The 18,361-nt window shown below is 56.6% G+C and carries 16 protein-coding genes and 1 tRNA gene; 7 read left to right on the forward strand and 10 right to left on the reverse strand.

Annotation, left to right across the window (positions count from 1 at the left end; translation table 11 throughout):
* Positions 1-70 precede the first annotated feature (70 nt).
* Both ABWV47_RS15090 and ABWV47_RS15095 read left to right on the forward strand, forming a co-directional pair.
* Entirely contained in the window at positions 71-694 is a 624-nt protein-coding gene (locus tag ABWV47_RS15090; RefSeq protein ID WP_353313247.1) for an HAD family hydrolase, read from the forward strand.
* Positions 691-1,608, forward strand: coding sequence for an ornithine cyclodeaminase family protein (locus ABWV47_RS15095; RefSeq protein WP_353313249.1), 918 nt, complete (start codon positions 691-693; stop codon positions 1,606-1,608). Before ABWV47_RS15090 ends, ABWV47_RS15095 begins: the two co-directional genes overlap by 4 nt.
* A gap of 103 nt (positions 1,609-1,711) precedes the next feature.
* Here ABWV47_RS15095 and ABWV47_RS15100 read toward each other — a convergent pair whose 3' ends face one another.
* Entirely contained in the window at positions 1,712-2,947 is a 1,236-nt protein-coding gene (locus ABWV47_RS15100) for an MFS transporter (RefSeq protein WP_353313251.1), read from the reverse strand.
* 146 nt (positions 2,948-3,093) lie between these two features.
* Between ABWV47_RS15100 and zapE the strand changes: the two genes are divergently transcribed.
* Positions 3,094-4,170 carry a cell division protein ZapE gene (zapE, locus tag ABWV47_RS15105; RefSeq protein ID WP_353313253.1) on the forward strand — a complete coding sequence of 359 codons (1,077 nt, stop codon included), beginning with the start codon at positions 3,094-3,096 and terminating at the stop codon, positions 4,168-4,170.
* A gap of 21 nt (positions 4,171-4,191) precedes the next feature.
* On the opposite strand, the gene ABWV47_RS15110 is transcribed toward zapE, so the two are convergent.
* Both ABWV47_RS15110 and ABWV47_RS15115 read right to left on the reverse strand, forming a co-directional pair.
* Entirely contained in the window at positions 4,192-4,881 is a 690-nt protein-coding gene (locus ABWV47_RS15110) for a caspase family protein (RefSeq protein ID WP_353313255.1), read from the reverse strand.
* Between the two features lie 98 nt (positions 4,882-4,979).
* Entirely contained in the window at positions 4,980-5,612 is a 633-nt protein-coding gene (locus ABWV47_RS15115) for an OmpA family protein (protein ID WP_353313257.1), read from the reverse strand.
* A 189-nt stretch (positions 5,613-5,801) separates the two neighbouring features.
* On the opposite strand from ABWV47_RS15115, the gene ABWV47_RS15120 reads away from it, so the two are divergent.
* Entirely contained in the window at positions 5,802-7,001 is a 1,200-nt protein-coding gene (locus ABWV47_RS15120; RefSeq protein WP_353313259.1) for a peptidoglycan-binding protein, read from the forward strand.
* A gap of 43 nt (positions 7,002-7,044) precedes the next feature.
* Here the strand turns inward: ABWV47_RS15120 and ABWV47_RS15125 are convergent.
* A tRNA-Trp gene (locus ABWV47_RS15125) sits at positions 7,045-7,120 on the reverse strand.
* A gap of 127 nt (positions 7,121-7,247) precedes the next feature.
* Between ABWV47_RS15125 and ABWV47_RS15130 the strand changes: the two genes are divergently transcribed.
* On the forward strand, positions 7,248-7,967 hold the full coding sequence (locus tag ABWV47_RS15130) for a lysophospholipid acyltransferase family protein (protein ID WP_353313261.1): 720 nt from the start codon (positions 7,248-7,250) through the stop codon (positions 7,965-7,967).
* Here ABWV47_RS15130 and ABWV47_RS15135 read toward each other — a convergent pair.
* The 4 genes from ABWV47_RS15135 to ABWV47_RS15150 form a co-directional block, all read right to left on the reverse strand.
* Entirely contained in the window at positions 7,964-9,019 is a 1,056-nt protein-coding gene (locus ABWV47_RS15135) for a hypothetical protein (protein ID WP_353313263.1), read from the reverse strand. The genes ABWV47_RS15130 and ABWV47_RS15135 overlap by 4 nt on opposite strands.
* Positions 9,020-9,032: 13 nt before the next feature.
* A complete protein-coding gene (locus tag ABWV47_RS15140; protein ID WP_353313265.1) occupies positions 9,033-10,421 on the reverse strand; it encodes a tetratricopeptide repeat protein in 1,389 nt (462 codons plus the stop codon).
* Between the two features lie 82 nt (positions 10,422-10,503).
* The gene (gene tuf / locus ABWV47_RS15145; RefSeq protein ID WP_353309730.1) at positions 10,504-11,679 is read right to left on the reverse strand and encodes an elongation factor Tu; all 1,176 of its coding nucleotides are present in this window, start codon (positions 11,677-11,679) and stop codon (positions 10,504-10,506) included.
* 99 nt (positions 11,680-11,778) lie between these two features.
* Entirely contained in the window at positions 11,779-12,408 is a 630-nt protein-coding gene (locus tag ABWV47_RS15150) for a hypothetical protein (RefSeq protein ID WP_353313267.1), read from the reverse strand.
* Positions 12,409-12,535: 127 nt separating this feature from the next.
* Between ABWV47_RS15150 and ABWV47_RS15155 the strand changes: the two genes are divergently transcribed.
* Positions 12,536-13,939 (forward strand): cytochrome P450, encoded by a 1,404-nt coding sequence (locus ABWV47_RS15155; RefSeq protein ID WP_353313269.1) that lies wholly within the window; start codon positions 12,536-12,538, stop codon positions 13,937-13,939.
* A 67-nt stretch (positions 13,940-14,006) separates the two neighbouring features.
* On the opposite strand, the gene ctlX is transcribed toward ABWV47_RS15155, so the two are convergent.
* Complete coding sequence (gene ctlX / locus ABWV47_RS15160; RefSeq protein WP_353313271.1) at positions 14,007-14,936, reverse strand: citrulline utilization hydrolase CtlX; 930 nt, start codon at positions 14,934-14,936, stop codon at positions 14,007-14,009.
* 122 nt (positions 14,937-15,058) lie between these two features.
* On the opposite strand from ctlX, the gene ABWV47_RS15165 reads away from it, so the two are divergent.
* On the forward strand, positions 15,059-15,505 hold the full coding sequence (locus ABWV47_RS15165; RefSeq protein WP_353313273.1) for an Lrp/AsnC family transcriptional regulator: 447 nt from the start codon (positions 15,059-15,061) through the stop codon (positions 15,503-15,505).
* Between the two features lie 262 nt (positions 15,506-15,767).
* Here the strand turns inward: ABWV47_RS15165 and ABWV47_RS15170 are convergent, their stop codons facing one another.
* Complete coding sequence (locus tag ABWV47_RS15170; RefSeq protein ID WP_353313275.1) at positions 15,768-18,113, reverse strand: DNA topoisomerase IV subunit A; 2,346 nt, start codon at positions 18,111-18,113, stop codon at positions 15,768-15,770.
* Positions 18,114-18,361: the final 248 nt, after the last annotated feature.

Genomic DNA, 18,361 nt, shown 5'->3' on the forward strand with positions numbered 1-18,361 from the left:
GTCAAAAACCGGTTTCCCAATGTGATGCCGCGCACTACGGTCTGCATCAAACAGACTAGTAGGGGGCAACATGGGCCAAATCGACGTCGTGGTGTTTGACATCGGCAATGTGCTGATCAAATGGCAACCAGAAGACTTCTACGACAGCGTCGTCGGCGAAGCCCGTCGCCGCGCCTTCTTTACCGACACCAATATCCACAAACATCACGAAGCTATTGATGCGGGGGCCTCGCTACCGGGCATGATTGACCACCTTGTTCCGCAACACCCTGAGTATGAACGTGAATTGCGCATGTGGAACGACAATTGGAATGATCTTGCCGCACCTGCAATCCCGCATTCCGTGCGCCTGCTGAATGCGCTGGCTGACAAAGGTGTGACGCTTTTCACTCTCACCAATTTTGGTCATGATAACTTCCCGCGCTCCCAAGCAGTCTATCCTTTTCTCAATCGCTTTGACCGCGAATACGTTTCCGGTCGCATCAAGCTGATCAAACCAGATCCTGCCATTTATGCGCATATTGAGACCGACAGCGGCATCGCCCCGGAACGCATGCTGTTTGCCGATGATCGCGCCGAAAACATTGCCGCCGCTGCCGCGCGCGGATGGAACACCCATCATTTTACTGAGCCTCAGGCTTGGGCTGACCGATTGGTCGCCGAAGGCCTGCTGACACAGGAGGAGGCCAAATGACCACCATAATCTCATTTGAAGAGGGCGAGCGAAACATCAACTGGCTTGATCTCACTGACGCGCTTGTGGCCGGCCATAGCCTGCCCAAGGCCGAGATTTCGGACAGCTTCCTGTATCGGGGCAAAGACACACTTTTGCAGCGTCAGGCTTGGATTGATGGCCTCGGCATCGCGGTGAAATCGGCCACTGTTTTTCCCGGCAATCCGAACCAAGACCTGCCAATGGTCCACGGGGCGGTCACCCTGTTTGACGACGCTCATGGCATCCTGTCTGCTCTGATCGACTTCCACCTCGTGACAAAATGGAAAACGGCTGGAGACAGCTTGCTTGCCGCACGGCGTCTCGCGCGTCCAGAGAGTTCCAAAATCCTCATTGTGGGTGCGGGCACCGTTGGCCGCAACCTGCACGCGGCGTATTCCGCCGCCTTCCCAAACGCCTCCTTCACCATCTGGAACCGCACCCAAGCCAACGCAGAGAAAATGGCCGCCGAGATTGAGGGGCTCACCGTGGCTGTCGATCTGGAGACCGCCGTCGGTGAGGCGGACATCATCACCTCTGCCACTATGTCAACTGAGCCAACCCTACGGGGTGACTGGCTACAACCAGGACAACACGTCGATCTGATTGGGGCTTATCGCCCGGATATGCGTGAAATTGACGACGCCGGGCTCAAGCGCGCACGGGTGTTTGTCGACAGCTTCGACACCACTCTGGACCATATTGGCGAGCTGAAAATTCCTCTGGCATCTGGGGCAATCACGCGCGCAGATGTGCTTGCCGACTACTACAGTCTCGATGCATTTACCCGCACCTCAGACACAGAGATCACCTTGTTTAAAAACGGCGGCGGCGCGCATCTTGACCTGATGACCAGCCGCTACATCCTCGACCAATGGCGACCTACGAGGTCTTAAACCATCACTATGGCGCTCGGTGCCCTCAAACTTGGGTGCCGCGCGCCTCCAAAGCTGGGCGTTTAAGCCACCGGGCTTCTGGGAGATGACGCCAAACCGCCTGTTAAGCGGCAAGCGTTGCGCTTCGGTTTTCCCGGATCGGCAGATGCACAATGGCGCTGAACGCCCCGACGGCCACGCCAACCCACCACACGGCTGTGTAATCACCGTATTGATCGTACAAACGCCCCCCCAACCAGACGCCCAAAAAGCTGCCCAATTGGTGAGAGAAAAACACGATCCCATACAACGTGCCCATGTAGCGCAAACCATACAAATGCGCCACGAGGCCCGAGGTCAGCGGCACGGTTGCCAACCAAAGCGATCCCATGACCACAGAGAAAATCACCACGCTCATCGGCGTGATCGGCATCAGGATAAACGCCGCCGCCGCAAGGGTGCGTCCGGTGTAAATCCCGGCCAGCAAATACTTCTTTGAGTAATGTTTGCCCGCCCATCCGGCCAGCAATGTGCCGCCAATATTGGCCAAGCCGATCAACGAAATCGACACCGCGCCCAACGCTGAGGTCGAGGTGATCCCCATGTTTGCCAACATGCTGCCCGCAGCAATGGGACCGCACATCTCAGTGATCATCGCAGGGAAATGCGCGGTCACAAATGCCAGCTGATAGCCGCAGCTGAAAAAGCCAAGGAAGATCAATGTATAAGATGGATCACGAAACGCCTTCATCAGGATCGTCCCCATGCTTTCCTGCAACTCAACCTTGCTTGCCGCAGGCGCGCGCATCATTGGCAACAGCATCAGCACCGCCAAAATCGCTGCTGCAAACACCAAGAAGGTCTGCTGCCAGCTGATGAATGACAAAAGCCACTCCGCAGTTGGGGCGCCAAACACTTGACCGGCAGACCCCGCCGCTGTGGCAATGGCCAATGACATAGAGCGGTTTTCATCCGAACTCGCGCGCCCCACCACGGCCAAGATCACGCCAAAGCCTGTGCCCGCGATGCCAAATCCCACAAGGATCTCCAGCATCTGATGCGCCTCTGGTGTCACCGCAAAGGACGACAGAACCAAACCCCCCGCATAGATCAGCGCCCCAAAAACGATGGCCTTACGGTCACCAATCTTCTCAGCAATTGCGCCGAAAATCGGCTGACCAATCCCCCAGGCGAGGTTTTGAATGGCAATCGCCAAGGAGAACTCACTGCGCAGCCAGCCAAACTCTTCCGCAATCGGAATTTGAAACACACCGAAGCTTGCACGGATGGCAAAGCTCACCAAAATGATGATGCAGCCCACCATTAGGACCGGTGTCATCAAAGGTGTTTTCTGTTGCATCTGATGTCTCCCGTGGCGCGATGTACACTCTGAACAAATTCAGGAGTTTGGGTCAATTCACCATTTGTCCCCCGCACCATCACGTTCCTTCATAAGATCCGAACTGGCCCTTTTCCTCACGCGCTCAATTGGCTAAGGGACTGAGCATGAGCACCCTGCCCGAGATCTACGCCGCCAAAGTGGCGGATGGCACCCTGCAAGCCGACGACGCCCAAGTCGCCGTCCTGCCGCAGTTTGAGCGAATCCGCAGCGAAATTTCCAAACCCGTCAAAAAATCATGGTTCCGAAAAACCGCACCCGAGGTGGTGCAGGGCCTGTACCTTTGGGGCGGCGTCGGCCGGGGCAAATCCATGGTGATGGATCTCTTTGTCGACAGCCTCTCGGTGCCCGTCCGTCGCGTGCATTTCCACGCCTTTATGCAAGAAATCCATGACGCGATGCACAAAGCGCGCTCCGAAGGTGTCGAAGACGCCATCCAACCAGTGGCAGACGCAGTGGCCCAAAGTGTGCGCGTGCTGGCATTTGATGAGATGCAAATCACCGACATCACCGACGCGATGATCGTGGGGCGGCTGTTTGAACAGCTGTTTGCTGCCGGGGTGGTGGTTGTGACCACCTCCAATCGCGTTCCCGATGACCTCTACAAAAACGGTCTAAACCGTCAGCTGTTCCTGCCGTTCATCGCATTGATAAAACAGCAGATGCAGGTGTGGGAATTGGTCAGCCCAACAGACTACCGCCAAAACCGCCTTGCCGGAAATCAGGTCTATTTTGTGCAAGCAGGCACTGAGGCCCGCGACCAAATCCGCGCCATCTGGCAAGACCTCACAGGCGGAAGCGCTGAGCCGCTGGTTCTCACGGTCAAAGGCCGGCAGGTCACGCTGCCCGCCTATCGCAACGGTGTGGCGCGTGCGTCCTTCTTTGATCTCTGCGGTAAAATGCTGGGACCGGGTGACTACCTTGCCATCGCCACCGCGGTGAAAGTGCTCATTTTGGAGGACATCCCAACCCTGAGCCGCAACAATTTCAACGAGGCAAAGCGCTTTGTGACGCTGATTGATGCCTTGTATGAGGCCAATGTGCGCCTGATCTGTTCCGCTGCGGCCGAGCCTGAGATGCTTTATCTGGAAGGCGAAGGTATATTTGAGTTCGAACGCACCGCCTCTCGCCTGCGCGAAATGCAAGACGCCGACTGGGGTCAGGATGGGGCCAACCCCGCCTAAGGCTTTGTGGCCCGCCATGGGTCAGTCGGGCGTGTCGATCTGCAGGAACACCTTCGTGAGCATGGATGTTTGCACCCATGGCACCTGTGCACCTTGTGTTCCGGTCACCACATCCAACCGCATCATCCGCAACACATCGCTCAGCACTGGCGCCTCGGCGGTCACATGGCGCAGAAACGCCTGAGCAAACGGGCTGCGTCCATTGCTGCCATCATACGCCTCAGAGCCCGGTGCGGATGCATAGGCCACCGTGACCCCTGCAGGCCAACTCAGCAGTGGCACAGCCCCTTGGATCAACCGCAGCTCCGATGGGGTACGGCACGCGTCAAAAAAGATGATTTTTTGGCGCGGGCGATCTGAGAGCGCTTTGGCAAAAATGCTCACAGGCAGCGCGGACACCACGGAGGCCATATCAAAATCAGATGTCGCCAGCCCACCACCACTGGGCACCGCATCGACGGTCAGGTAGTAAGCCGCCCCGCGTTGCATGCCTCCGTGGCCCGATAGGTAGACCACAACCTGCTGCGCCTCCTGCGCCGCAACTTGCAGAATCGCAAGCGCGCGCAGCACCTCCTCGCGGGTTGGGTTGGCCAAAGACACCACCGAATATCCAAGCGTTTCAAGGCGAGCCGCCACCAAAGCCGCATCCTGCACCGCATTGGGCAGCGCCGCCTGCGCAGGATAGGCGCCGCTGCCGATCACCAGTGCCACATGGCTATGCCCTCGCACCTTTGCTTGGGCGCTTGACCCGACCAACACAACACAAGCCAACACCACACATCTGAACCCGCACGCGATGGCACTTGGCGTCACTGACATATGGTCCCATCACGCGCCCGCGCCAGAATCTCCACCCGGCGGTTAAGCGGATGTGGCCCCGGCACGCCACTCAACAAGGCAAGCTCGCCGCGCGCCTCCGTGACAATGCGCTCCGTCGCAATGTTGGAGGCCACCACCAAGGTTGTCGCAACCTTGCGCGCCCGCGCCTGTGACAATTGAAGGTTCGTTTGCGCGCTACCGACGCTGTCAGCATGACCCACAAGCTTGATACAGCTATCGATCAGCATATCGCTTTTCAAAACCTCGCCCAGACGCGCCAAATGGGCCCGATATTCCTCTGTCAGGTCATGCGAATTGAACGGGAAGCGAATGAAATACCCCTGTTCTTGTGGCGTGCTGCTCAAGGGTGCGGCCCCAAGGTCAAACCCCGTCGGCGGCAGCCGTCGCGCGACCCCCAAATCACGAACCGACGGCGGCGCACAGCCAACGCCCACGTCCTCAGTCAGAGCAAAATAGATTGCACAGCGGTCTGCGGAAACAGGCAGCTCCTGTGGCGCTGCGACACTTGAGAAAGGAAAGAGAATAAGGGGCACAAAACGGCCCAACAACCGGAACCAGAACACAACAAAAGCCTCAACAATGGCACATCGATAACGGCCCATATTATGCCAGATAAGGGTAAACCACTTGTGTGTTTTCTCGTGCTAAATTTCTGAAAATTCTCTGCAAGATCATCGCGGTGTTGGGCTGGCGTAAAGGAATGTGATGAATACTTATTGGGTGTTTTATGTTTGTTAAGTGGTGCTCTCGTGGTTCGAGTTTCTCCCGTAGTCCTATTGGGTTGCTGCCTTGTGAGCAGCGTGATGCTGAGCGGCTGTTCTCCGTCACGCCCCGGTTTCACCGCAGCCATTGCGCAACCCAACGCCCGCCCTGCGCGCAATTTCACCTCTTTTTCCGGCGCGCTGCGCTGTATGGATGGGTTGCTCGCTCAGCTGCCAAAGCGCCGCTATCTGGTGTCGTCGTCAGACATTCCCGACCAAACTCGTGCGGTGTCGGTTGGGGCCGACGACATGTTGATCAACGCTCTCAATCAAATGAATCGCACCAGCCAACGTTACGTGTTTCTGGATCAGGCCCGCATTTCCGGGTTCGGACAACTGGAACTGATCACCACCCGTAAAAAGGGCGAGGTCAAACCAAACCTCTATATTCGCGGGTCGATCTCCCAACTGGATTCTGACACCGCAGAACAAAACATCAGCCTTGGCAGTGACTCGAGCCGGGTGACCGGGTTGAAAACCTCGCTCTATCGCGACAGCCGAACACTTTCCGTGGTCTCTGTGGACCTGCACCTCGTGCAATATCCCAGCCGCCGCGTGCTGCCGGGCGGGTCTGTGTCCAACTCGATGGTCGTGACCAAACGCGGCCTGACCGGCACCATCGCCGGGGTGATCAATGCTGCCACCGTGGCAGTTCCCATCACAATCAATCGGGTTGAGAGTGAAGGCCAGGCGGTGCGCAATCTGGTGGAACTGGGCTTGATCGAACTGTTGGGACAACACGCGGGCGTGCCTTATTGGCACTGTCTCGCCGCCCCGTCCACCGACGCGCGCGCCGCCGAAAAACGGGAGCACAAACATGTAGTGACCGGCGCAGACATGCGCGCGATTCAGGCGAATTTGATCACCCTTGGCTATCTGCAAGGCGCGCCGAGCGGCACCTTGGACACCGGCACTCGCCGCGCAATCTCCAAGTTTCAGACGGCGCAAAACCTGTTGCCCAATGGCACGCCGGATTTTGACCTTGTGGAGCGTTTACAATCCCTTGCCGCCGCAAAAGCCCCCACACCCAGAGCTGTGGTGCCCGCGCCTCAAGACCCGACAAAAACCATCCGGGCTACGGCGAGCAAACCAGCACCTGCCATAGCCGCCGCCAATCCTGCGGCGCCCAATGTGGCCACGTCTCCGCAATGTACGGCTGACGGCACCCCGGCCTGCGAAGACATCTACAAAAATCTCTACGATTTCATCACAGACGACATCGGATTTTGATGCACGGCGCTGCTGGACAACACATCTGGCTTTTGGAAGGAAATGGCAGGGGCACCAGGGCTCGAACCCGGGACCTACGGTTTTGGAGACCGTCGCTCTACCAACTGAGCTATACCCCTAACGTGGGGAGTTTCGTAGTGCAGTGCCGCGCCAGTGGCAAGAGGGAAAACGCGCAAAAATCCAGACACTGGCCACCTTTGCCGTTGCCATGTATGAAGCCTGCCACATGCGAGAGGTAAGCCATACGTGTCCCTGAAAAAGCTGCGCAAAAAAATCGCCAACAATCCGCGCCTCAACCACTTCGTGGAAGGCCTGTTTGCCCGCTATGTGCGATTCGCCTTTCGGACCTCTCGGTTTGAGCGCACAGGCTGTGAAGACATGGACGCCTGTGTGGCCCGTGGGGAGCCGGTGATCTTTGTGGTTTGGCATCAACGGCTCATCATGGCACCGTTTATGTTCAACGCCCCACCGGGCGCACGCATCTGCGCGCTGACCTCTGCGGCCCGTGCTGGGCGCCTTGCTGGGCAAATCTTGGTCAATTTGGGGTGGGAAACCATCCCCATGTCGAGCCATCAGCGCCATATCACCCTGTCGCGCGAGGTGCTCAAGCGTATCAAACAGGGCTGCTCCATTGGCATCGCCGCGGACGGCCCACGCGGCCCGGCGCGCGTCTCTTCAACCGTGCCGATCGTCTGGGCCCGCACGTCGGGGGCACGGGTGTTCACCGTGGCCTTTGCCCAAAAACGCGTGTTTCGCTTCCCAACATGGGACAAACAGATGTTGCCCATGCCGTTTTCGCGCGGCGTGATCACCTGTCAGGAATGGACGGACGCGGTGCCGCGCAAACCCTCTGGGGAACAAGTAGAAGAATTGCGGCTCAGCCTGCAATCCGCGCTGGATCACATCACCGATGCCGCAGACGCGGCCCTTGGCAAGCCTCACGAAAACCCAAACACTCCGGCCTAGCCTCCGGACAAAGCCAGATACCGCTGCACATCGTCCCGATCCGCGGCATCAAACAGCTGCTCTGATGCTGCCGCCTGCACCACCGCGGACATACCCCACAAAAAGCGCGCGCCAAACTGTCGTGAGACCGCCGGGGCAAGTGTTGGCTGTTGGGTGACGGCGTCGCCGAGCAGCGCATAAATCTCATGCGTCACAAGGGGATCAACACGCTGCGCGTGTATGGCCAAAGCCTCAATGATCAATTCCTGCCCGGTTGCCGAGACATCCGCCGCCGCCAAGTTCAACATCAGCGCGCGCACAGCTGGCGCGCCTTGCGCCTCGATCAGCGCGGTCGCAAAGGCCCCCAATTCGGCGCCATCGGCGGGCAAAAACGCCGCCACACCTCTCTGCAAAATGGGCACCACCGCCGGATCACGCGCCAACCCCAACAACAGCGCCCGAATCGGCACAAGGTCGCGCTGTTGTGGGTCATACAAGCCTTTGCTCAACCGCAGAGTCTCCAGAGGCAACGGTAAGGCGCGCAGCACCTCATAGGGCACCCTATCCAATTCGCGCAAAGCCAGCCGGTGCACCCGCACATCCGGATGTGCCAACAACTCCGCAAACATGGCGTAGCGATCCGCCTCCCCGCCTTGCTTCCAAATGGCAAGTTTCGCCACGATGCGCTCGGTCACCGGCCCGGTCCGGCTGTCCGCTATGATGATCCGGTCCCACGGCGCATGTGCGTCTTGCTGTGCAAAGACAACCTGCGCGTTTGGCTTGAGCATAAGTATCCGCCGTGTCGGGGTGTCCACGAGGAAAGGAATATTGGCGTTTTCAGCCGATCCCAAAAGGGCCTTTTGTGCCTGAAAATGAAAGGGATCGTCTGATGTTGGGCGTGCCAAAACGATCCTCTCGGCCTCCAAAAGCCGCTCAACAAGTGTCGGTTGCGGCGCGTAGTTGTGAAATCCACAGGCCAGTAAGGCGGAAGCGCTTGTGACACACCCCATCAGCGCGCCCCACGCAAAACGAGGCACCCAAAGCCGATGTGCTGCCCGTCCCGCGATATTCACACCCTCCTGCCTGTCAGCTGTCGCTGTCGTCCCTCATCTCCGAGTACCTTACCCGCATTTGAATGGCCTGCACATATTGCGCAGCGCCAACCAGCTGTCCCAAAAAATAAGCCAGTTCATCATCGGGCAAACCCGCCGCCGCAGCCTCGTCAAACCGCGCTTCTGCGGCTGCAAATTTCTTCTCGCCAATCAAGGTAAGTGCATCATAGAAGATCAAAAATTCTTCCTCTGGATACAACACCAACGACTGATCCAGCGCAGCACGGGCGTCTTCAAGCCGATCTTCGCTTAACAGGATTTGCACCCTCAGCTCATGCTCAAAGTAGTGATCCTCACCTTGCGCAAACACCGGCTCCAACATGGCAAAAGCTGCTTGCATTTGCCCGTCGTCAAACAACATCGATGCATGCCAATAGTTCAGGTAGCTCTCATAACCCACCCTTTCCACCGCTGTTTGCAAACTTTCCAAAGCATCGCCAGCGCGCCCTAAAGCCTGCTGCGCCCGGGCCATACGCACATAGCCGTCGCTGTCATCTGGCCAAGAGGCCACCAACGCCTCTCCGTCGCGAAGCGCCTGTGCGGGTCGGTCCAGATAGAGCAAAATCAGCGAGCGACGCGACAGCGCAGATCCATACTTAGGGTCGGCCTGAAGGGCCCGGTTTACATATGAAAGCGCCGCCTCCCAGTCGTTGCTTTCAGACAAAACATACGCCATGCCATAATTTGCATTACTGTCATCAGGGTCGGCCGCCAACACCGCTTCAAAAGCGATCTGAGCCTCCGCATCCTGACCTTCCTCTAAATACAGCCAAGCCTTCTCCCGCTGCGCCCAGAGATAATCAGGAGAAATCGCCAAAGCAGCATCAAGATAGGCCGCCGCTTCTGAAAGGGGCAATGCCCCCGCGCGGTACAGGCTGCTGCCCAACCCAGCCAGCGTCTGTGCTTCAGGCGCCGTGGACATGGCCTTTTCAAACCAGACCGCGGATTGCGCGTAGTCACTGGCCATAAAGTCTAGCCAACCCAACCCGTTTAGCGCGAGCGCGGACTCTGGCGCACTGGCATACATGTCCTCAAAAAGACGGCGCGCCTCTGTGTCATTGCCCAGACTTTGATGCGCCCAAGCCAAGGACTCTTTCATTTCCAACAGCTGCGTCGCACTGGCGCCACTGGCCTCAAGTGCTTTGCCACAGATCTCAATCAAACGTTCTGGCGTTTCCGAATATTCCAAACAGACACTTTGAAATGTCTCTTCACTGCTGGTCACCAAAGGTTTCGCGAACACAGCAGGCGCCAAGAGCACCGCCACAATCACAGGAAGACTTATCAGGCGCATGGCTCCACCGTTCTTACCATTCATCACACACAGCGTAACGTCTTTGTGCAGAATGAAAAGAGACCACATCCAATGTCTCCCGTTGAACCGGCCCCACGCAAAAAGGCCGCCCATTTGGGCGGCCTTTTCGTCGATCAATCAGATGGTCTGATTAAGCGATAACTTTGGACACAACACCGGAGCCAACGGTGCGGCCACCTTCGCGGATCGCGAAGCGCAGGCCCTGCTCCATCGCGATAGGCGCGATCAGCTCAACGTTGAATTTCAGGTTGTCGCCTGGCATCACCATTTCGGTGCCCGCTGGCAGCTCAACAGTGCCGGTCACATCTGTGGTCCGGAAGTAGAACTGTGGACGGTAGTTCGCGAAGAATGGCGTGTGACGGCCACCTTCATCCTTGGTCAGGATGTAGGCTTCTGCTTCGAACTTGGTGTGTGGGTTCACGGAACCTGGCTTACACAGAACCTGACCACGCTCAACCGCTTCACGGTCGATGCCGCGCAGCAATGCGCCAACGTTGTCGCCAGCTTCACCGCGGTCCAGCAGCTTGCGGAACATTTCAACACCGGTACAGGTGGTTTTCTGTGTGTCTTTGATGCCAACGATTTCGATTTCGTCACCAACGTTGATCACGCCACGCTCAACACGGCCGGTCACAACAGTACCACGACCAGAGATCGAGAACACGTCTTCGATGGGCATCAGGAACGGCTCATCAACAGCGCGTGGTGGCTGTGGGATGTATTCGTCAACAGCCGCCATCAGCTCAGCAATTTTCTCTTTGCCGATGTTGTCGTCACGGTCTTCCAGAGCGGCCAGAGCCGAACCCGCGATCACAGGGATATCATCACCTGGGTAGTCGTATTCGGTCAGCAGTTCGCGGATTTCCATTTCAACCAGCTCAAGCAGCTCTTCGTCGTCAACCTGATCCACTTTGTTCATGAAAACAACCATGGCCGGGATGCCAACCTGGCGGCCCAGAAGGATGTGCTCACGGGTCTGTGGCATGGGGCCATCAGCCGCGTTCACAACCAGGATCGCGCCGTCCATCTGCGCCGCACCGGTGATCATGTTTTTCACATAGTCAGCGTGGCCAGGGCAGTCGACGTGCGCATAGTGACGCGCGTCGGTTTCATATTCCACGTGCGCTGTGGAGATGGTGATGCCGCGGGCTTTTTCTTCAGGTGCGCCGTCGATTTCGTCGTAGGCTTTGAAGTCACCAAATTGCTTGGTGATCGCAGCTGTCAGTGTGGTTTTACCGTGGTCAACGTGACCAATGGTGCCGATGTTGCAGTGCGGTTTACTGCGCTCAAACTTTTCCTTAGCCATCTCGGGCGCCTTCTAATATTTGGGGGGCCGGTGTTGGCCCGTTTTCCTCTACCGCGCGCGACATATTGTGTTGTGCAACAAAAATCAAGCGGGGTTTGCCTATCGTAGGTCCTGTTCTGCGAGACGCTTGCGCATTTCTTCGTCCCGGTTGTCCAGCCAGCAGGTTTTCAGCACCTCAGCACTCACATTATCGACCAGACACGCGCGATTTTCGTACATCCATTTTTCCATCTGGCGGGCTGCGTTGAAGGTCAGGTTGTCCATTTGCTCTTGCACCGTCATGCTAAAGCCACTGGACAGCACCAGAGAGTCGCCAGTGAATGTCTCCAGAACAAAGATCTCTTTGGCCTCATCATTAAATTTGCGCCCCGCCCGATCATCCCAGGCAGAAACCGACAGGATCAGCCCCGACTTTGGCTGCAACAACAGCGGCACACCTTTTTGGGCCAACACATAGCCAGAGATATTCACCCCAAAATGCACCAACCGCGTCCCGTCATACCGGGTTGCACCCATGCGGGAATCAATGGCGTTTTTCATGGAGGCGATAAAGGCATCGGTGTCAGCTTCACGCGACAGCGGGCCTTTCTGAATGTTCTTTGCGACAACGATGTTGTGGCCCAGAACAAAATCTCCGAGGTCCAGCACTTCGTCGGTGACATCTTTGGTTGGCACGGTGCAGGACACCAAAACGGCCAGAGCCGCCAAACACGTAACCAGTCTTAGCATCAGCAAAATTCCCCACCGCTCGGTCGTTTTCTTTGCAAGGTGACATAGCCGATGCCCTGCCTGCGCGCAATCGCGCCCTTTTTTCGTGGTGATCTTCTGCCTATCCTGACACGTAGGGAGAGTCATGATGTCTCAAACACCACCACACGCCGCACAAACATCCCCGCCTGACACCGCACGCCCTGTGCGCGCAGATCTGGCAACCGAACCGCTGGGGTTGTTTGGCTCTTTGAAAGCCGCGCGCAGCAATCTTTTGTCCATCTTGCCAGAAATCGCAGTGCGCCAACCGATGGTATCGGGCCGCACGGGCCTGCGTTGGCATATGGTCATGGATCCGGGCGCCATCCGGCAAATGCTGCTGGAGAAAGTGGATGACTATCCAAAATCCAAAGCCACCAAAAACATTCTGAGACCCGCGATCGGCGACAGCCTGTTTGTCGCCGAAGGCGCGCATTGGCGCTGGCAACGCCGTGCCGCTGCACCGGTGTTCACACATCGCAACATCGCAAACCTCGCCCCGATCATGGCCAATGCTGCTGAGCGCGCAGCAGATCGGATTGCCAGCGTTGACGGTCGGGCTGTCGATTTGCTCGACGAAATGGTCAAAACCACCTTTGACGTGATCTCTGATGTCACGTTTTCTGGCGATGGCACCTTTGACAGTGGCGCCGTCCACACCGCCATCGATGCCTATATCGCGGAAGCCGGGAAAATTTCCCTTCTCGATATGTTGGGCGTGCCAGATTGGGTGCCCCGCCCCGGGCGCATGATGTCTGGCCATGCCGTGGGCGACATGAAAAAAGTGGCCGACCAAGCCATCGAGGCGCGCCGCACACGTGGTAGCAAAGACACACCGGACCTGCTTGATCTGTTGCTGGCCGGCGAAGATCCTGAAACCAAGAAACGGATGAACACCGCAGAGCTGCGCGACAACCTGCTGACCTTCATTGTGGCCGGTCACGAAACCACCGCGTTGACTTTGGCTTGGGGGCTTTACCTCTGCGCCTTTGATCAAGACGTACAAGACAAAGCCCGCGCCGAAATCGCCGACATCTGTGGTCAGGGCCCGATCACCGGCGACCATGTGCCTGAGCTCACGTTTCTGCGCCAGATCGTTGATGAAACCCTGCGCTTGTACCCGCCCGCCGGGATCATCTCCCGCACCGCGCAAAAGCACAACACGCTCTGCGCACGAGACATCCGTCCCGGTGACACAGTGATGATCCCTATCTACGCCCTACAGCGCAACCACCTGCTGTGGGACAATCCCGACGCCTTTGACCCCGACCGTTTTGCCGACCGCAAAGCGATTGACCGCTACGCCTATCTGCCCTTTGGCGACGGTCCGCGCATTTGCATTGGCGCAAGCTTTGCGATTCAGGAAGCGGTGATCATCCTCGCCACATTGCTTCGCCGCTCTCGTTTTGAGCCTGTGAAAGGCCGTCCGCCAAAGCCGGTGATGATCCTGACGCTGCGACCAGAAGGCGGGGTCTGGTTGCAGGCAATACCAATCGAAACGCCCCAAGCGTAGACCAACGATGCCGCAGACACGTTGAACGGGGTAAAACGCCAATGCCCTGCGCCAGCACCAATGCTCTTTAGACACAGGCACGTGGCGTCAGATGTATGCCCGCAATCGTGCAACGCACCGACCCGCCGGACAACTCAATGGTGGGGATCTTCAAGGGGACCAAAACCGCGCTATCAGATATCTTGGCCTTCTGATCTACACGCAAAGCGTTCATCGCTGTTTCCGAGAGGGCGAGAATACGTTGTTCTGATCCTTGCAGCTCTATTGCATTGCCCGCAAACTTTCTGATCTGGTCTTCACTGAGATCGATAACAATACGCCCCGATTGGCCCAGACGATTCAAAACGTCCCGACGGCGGGCGTCATTCTCAATCATCCGGCTTCCAATCATTACAAAATCAGTCGCAATGCACATCAGAACATTGGTGTGATAAACCGCTTGCCCATGTGCATCAACGGCGCGAAATGCCATTGGCTCATAGTTGAAATGGGTACAAAATCGCTCCAGCGCAATTTGACTTGTGCGCTCAGACTCAACGGCATAGGCAATGCGGTCTACGTAATCGAGCACCATCGCACCTGTCCCTTCAAGGTACAGGCCATCGTGTTCGAGACCAGAGTAATCCAATATGTCCTGCACACGGAAATTGGTCTTCAACATGTCCAGAATGTCGGAGCGCCGCTCTAACCTGCGATTGGGCGCCATCATTGGGTATACCGCGATATGACCGCCAGCATGTGTGGAAAACCAGTTGTTTGGAAAGACACAGTCAGGTGTTCTGCGGTCCTCCCCATCAAAAAGATGTACTTCGACACCATGCCGCCGAAGCACTTCAACCGCATCGGAAAGCTCCTGATAGGCCTTCCGCGCATCATCGCCTGACGAGGGCTTTGAGGACTGAAAGGCGTTGTCAAATGTCTCCGAGTTCACAGAAAAATGGTGTGGCCTTATCATGACGACAGATGAGGGTGCTTGCAGACTTTTGGAAACGGTCATGTGGTTCTCCGGCTAGATCACCCAAAAATCGACCACAAATAATGCACCACCAATACGAGAATATACTACATTCTGATCAGCAATCGTGCAAAATGCTAACATCAAACTTACATATGTTGGCCATGACGTCCGAAACCCCACAAAAGCACCGCTTCGATGATCTTGACCGCAATCTTGTTGCGCTACTGATGCGCGATGGGCGCGCGCCAATCGCCAAACTGGCTGATATCTTGGATGTGTCGCGCGGCACCGTACAAAGCCGCCTTGACCGGATGTTACAGTCAGGGGCATTGCTGGGTTTCACGGCCCGCGTCAGAGAGGATTATGAAAACGACCTGATTCACGCGATTATGATGATCAAAATATCCGGTAAGAGCACAACACAAGTCATTACAAATTTGCGCCGCCTGCCCGAATTGCGCCGGGTTCACACAACCAGCGGAAGGTGGGATCTGGTCGCAGAAATCCGCGTGTCTTCCCTTGCAGAGTTTGACCGCGTCCTGCGGGAAGTTCGGCAGATCGACAATATCTCAGACAGCGAGACGAGCATGTTGCTGACAAGTGTCTGACGCTTGCGTGATCAGACTTGGAGCGCGCAGGACGTGATAATTTGGATCGGTGGCGAATTTTCTTCGCGCGGGTGAATACGCACACGAACATGAAGCGCCGCCGCCGCGGATCACACTAACTCGTCCCACTTGGTAAACACATCGAACGGTGCCACGAACCATTTCGGGCTCAAAAACACCACCTCTGCGTTACAGCCGCAATACAGATGCAATACCGACGTGGGTTTCAAACTAAAAACGGGGGCGCAACGGCCCCCGAAATTTATTTAAACTTGTTGTCTTTAGGGAAGCCATAAGGTGGCTTTTTGCCCACCCCGGCCCGTTTTCCCAGCCAATCAGACAAATCCGGCTCGTGGCGTGTCTTGCCACTGCCGCCCATCGACCAACTCAGCCCTTCTTCCCAAGCAAAGGTGGTGATGTCAGACAAGCCACCGTCCAGCTCCAGCGTCCCCTGACGGCCACGCGCCATGTTATACTTCTGAAGTCGCACGCCTTTTCCGCGTCCAAGCTCTGGCAGCTCATCGACGGGGAACACAAGGAACCGGGCGTTCTTAGACACCACAGCCACGTGGTCTCCGTCCACCGGCTGACAGATCATCGCCTTGGTCTCATCTTTGACGTTAAGCACCTGTTTGCCGGTTCGCGTTTGCGCAATCACATCTTTTTCCGGAACCACAAACCCATCGCCAGCGCTGGACGCCACCAGAAGTTTACGCTCTGGACTGTGAACGAAAATGTCAACGATTTCAGTCTCATTGGGCAGATCCACGATAAGACGCACAGGTTCCCCCATGCCACGTCCACCCGGCAAATTTGCAGCTCCCAGCGTGTAGAAACGCCCGTTGGAGCCAAACATCAAAAGCCGGTCGGTTGTCTCCGCATGGAAGATAAACCGTGGTCCGTCACCGTCTTTGAATTTCAACTCACGAGACAGATCAATGTGGCCAGACATGGCCCGGATCCAACCCATCTCTGAGCACACCACGGTGATCGGTTCGCGATCGATCATCGCCTCAATCGGCACCTCTTCAACTTCCGCGGCCTCAGAAAACACAGTGCGCCGCACACCGCCCTCATACCCTTTGCCGAAGGTTTTCTTGGCTTCCTTTAGCTGCTCGGAAATGCGATCCCATTGCAGCGCGTCGCTGCCCAAAAGTGACACGATTTCAGCACGTTCTTCTTGCAAAGCGTCGCGCTCTCGGATCAACTCCAGCTCTTCCAAACGCCGCAAGCTGCGCAGGCGCATGTTCAGAATTGCCTCTGATTGAACCTCGGACAGTTGTATCTCGCCGCTGCCCGGCAGAGGTGACTTGTAGTCACGTTCTGAGGCCGCACGTGGATGATCCAAATCCCAATTTTCAGCCATCAAGGCCTGTTTGGGCGCATCATCATAGCGGATGATATCAATCACACGATCCAGATTGAGGAAGGCAATGATAAAACCTTCCAGCACTTCCAAGCGGTGGTCGATCTTCTCCATCCGGTGTTTGGACCGACGGATCAGAACCTCACGGCGAAAGTCCAAGAAAGCGCGCAGGACCTCTTTCATGGAGCAGACTTTTGGCGTCACCCCATCGATCAAGACGTTCATATTCAACGAAAACCTGATCTCAAGATCACTGCTACGATAGAGCATATTCATGAGCACATCAGGCTCAACGTTCTTGCTACGCGGTTCCAGCACCAAGCGAATGTCATCCGCCGACTCATCGCGCACATCCGCGAGGATCGGAACCTTCTTGGTCTGGATCAGCTCTGCCAGCTTCTCGATAAGCTTGGACTTTTGAACCTGATATGGAATCTCAGTAACAACAATCTGCCACTGCCCGCGTCCCAGATCTTCTTTCTCCCACTTACACCGCAGCCGGAACGATCCACGCCCTGTACGATAGGCCTGTGCAATGCTTTCAGGTGGCTCAACAATCACGCCACCCGTCGGAAAGTCCGGCCCCGGCACATAGTTGAGCAAGGTGTCTTCGCGCACATCAGGTGTCTTGATCATATGCAGACAGGCGTCGCACAACTCACTGATATTGTGGGGCGGAATGTTGGTCGCCATACCCACCGCAATCCCACTGGACCCATTGGCCAGCAGGTTCGGGAAGGTCGCAGGCAGCACCACGGGTTCACGCAGAGTGCCGTCGTAGTTCTCTCTAAAATCAACGGCGTCTTCGTTAAGCCCCTCAAGAAGCGCCTCGGCCACGGAGGTCATCCGAGCCTCTGTGTATCGGCTCGCCGCGGGGTTATCGCCATCGATGTTGCCGAAGTTGCCCTGACCGTCAACCAACGGGTAGCGCACGTTGAAATCCTGCGCCAGACGCGCCATAGCGTCGTAGATCGCAGCGTCACCGTGCGGGTGATAATTCCCCATCACGTCGCCGGAAATCTTTGCCGACTTTCGGAACCCGCCCGTTGCGGAAAGTTTCAATTCACGCATCGCGTACAAAATACGCCGATGCACAGGCTTCAGTCCGTCTCGGGCATCCGGCAATGCACGGTGCATAATCGTACTCAACGCATAGGTCAGGTAGCGATCACCGATTGCACGCCGTAGCGGTTCGGTCACGTTTTGAATGGGGAGGTCTTCTTCATCGATCAGGTCTGTCATACCCAGCGTGATAGCTTTTGGCGCGGCGACGGTAAAGCATCCGTGCGGGAACTCTCGCCGTTTTTTCCCCGACGTGGTAAGATAAGGCGCATGTTAATCTTTCCCACGGTTAAATCTAGCGGCGCAGTGCGGTAGTTGATTCTTGCGGGGGTGTGTTTTGAACAAGTTTGTTTTGATCAGTTTTGTCTTCATAGCCTGGGGTTTTTGGGAACTCAGCGGCGGTTCTGACTTTGAACCCAAGTCAAAAA

The organism is Shimia sp. NS0008-38b (assembly GCF_040370365.1).
Taxonomy (GTDB): Bacteria; Pseudomonadota; Alphaproteobacteria; order Rhodobacterales; family Rhodobacteraceae; genus Shimia.

Excerpts from the sequence above, each read along its gene's own strand:
- tuf (WP_353309730.1), bottom strand. The coding sequence starts at position 11,679 with ATGGCTAAGGAAAAGTTTGAGCGCAGTAAACCGCACTGCAACATCGGC.
- ABWV47_RS15115 (WP_353313257.1), bottom strand. The coding sequence starts at position 5,612 with ATGGGCCGTTATCGATGTGCCATTGTTGAGGCTTTTGTTGTGTTCTGG.
- ABWV47_RS15090 (WP_353313247.1), top strand. The coding sequence starts at position 71 with ATGGGCCAAATCGACGTCGTGGTGTTTGACATCGGCAATGTGCTGATC.
- ABWV47_RS15150 (WP_353313267.1), bottom strand. The coding sequence starts at position 12,408 with ATGCTAAGACTGGTTACGTGTTTGGCGGCTCTGGCCGTTTTGGTGTCC.
- ABWV47_RS15100 (WP_353313251.1), bottom strand. The coding sequence starts at position 2,947 with ATGCAACAGAAAACACCTTTGATGACACCGGTCCTAATGGTGGGCTGC.
- zapE (WP_353313253.1), top strand. The coding sequence starts at position 3,094 with ATGAGCACCCTGCCCGAGATCTACGCCGCCAAAGTGGCGGATGGCACC.
- ABWV47_RS15165 (WP_353313273.1), top strand. The coding sequence starts at position 15,059 with ATGACGTCCGAAACCCCACAAAAGCACCGCTTCGATGATCTTGACCGC.
- ABWV47_RS15095 (WP_353313249.1), top strand. The coding sequence starts at position 691 with ATGACCACCATAATCTCATTTGAAGAGGGCGAGCGAAACATCAACTGG.
- ctlX (WP_353313271.1), bottom strand. The coding sequence starts at position 14,936 with ATGACCGTTTCCAAAAGTCTGCAAGCACCCTCATCTGTCGTCATGATA.
- ABWV47_RS15170 (WP_353313275.1), bottom strand. The coding sequence starts at position 18,113 with ATGACAGACCTGATCGATGAAGAAGACCTCCCCATTCAAAACGTGACC.
- ABWV47_RS15140 (WP_353313265.1), bottom strand. The coding sequence starts at position 10,421 with ATGTGGTCTCTTTTCATTCTGCACAAAGACGTTACGCTGTGTGTGATG.
- ABWV47_RS15155 (WP_353313269.1), top strand. The coding sequence starts at position 12,536 with ATGTCTCAAACACCACCACACGCCGCACAAACATCCCCGCCTGACACC.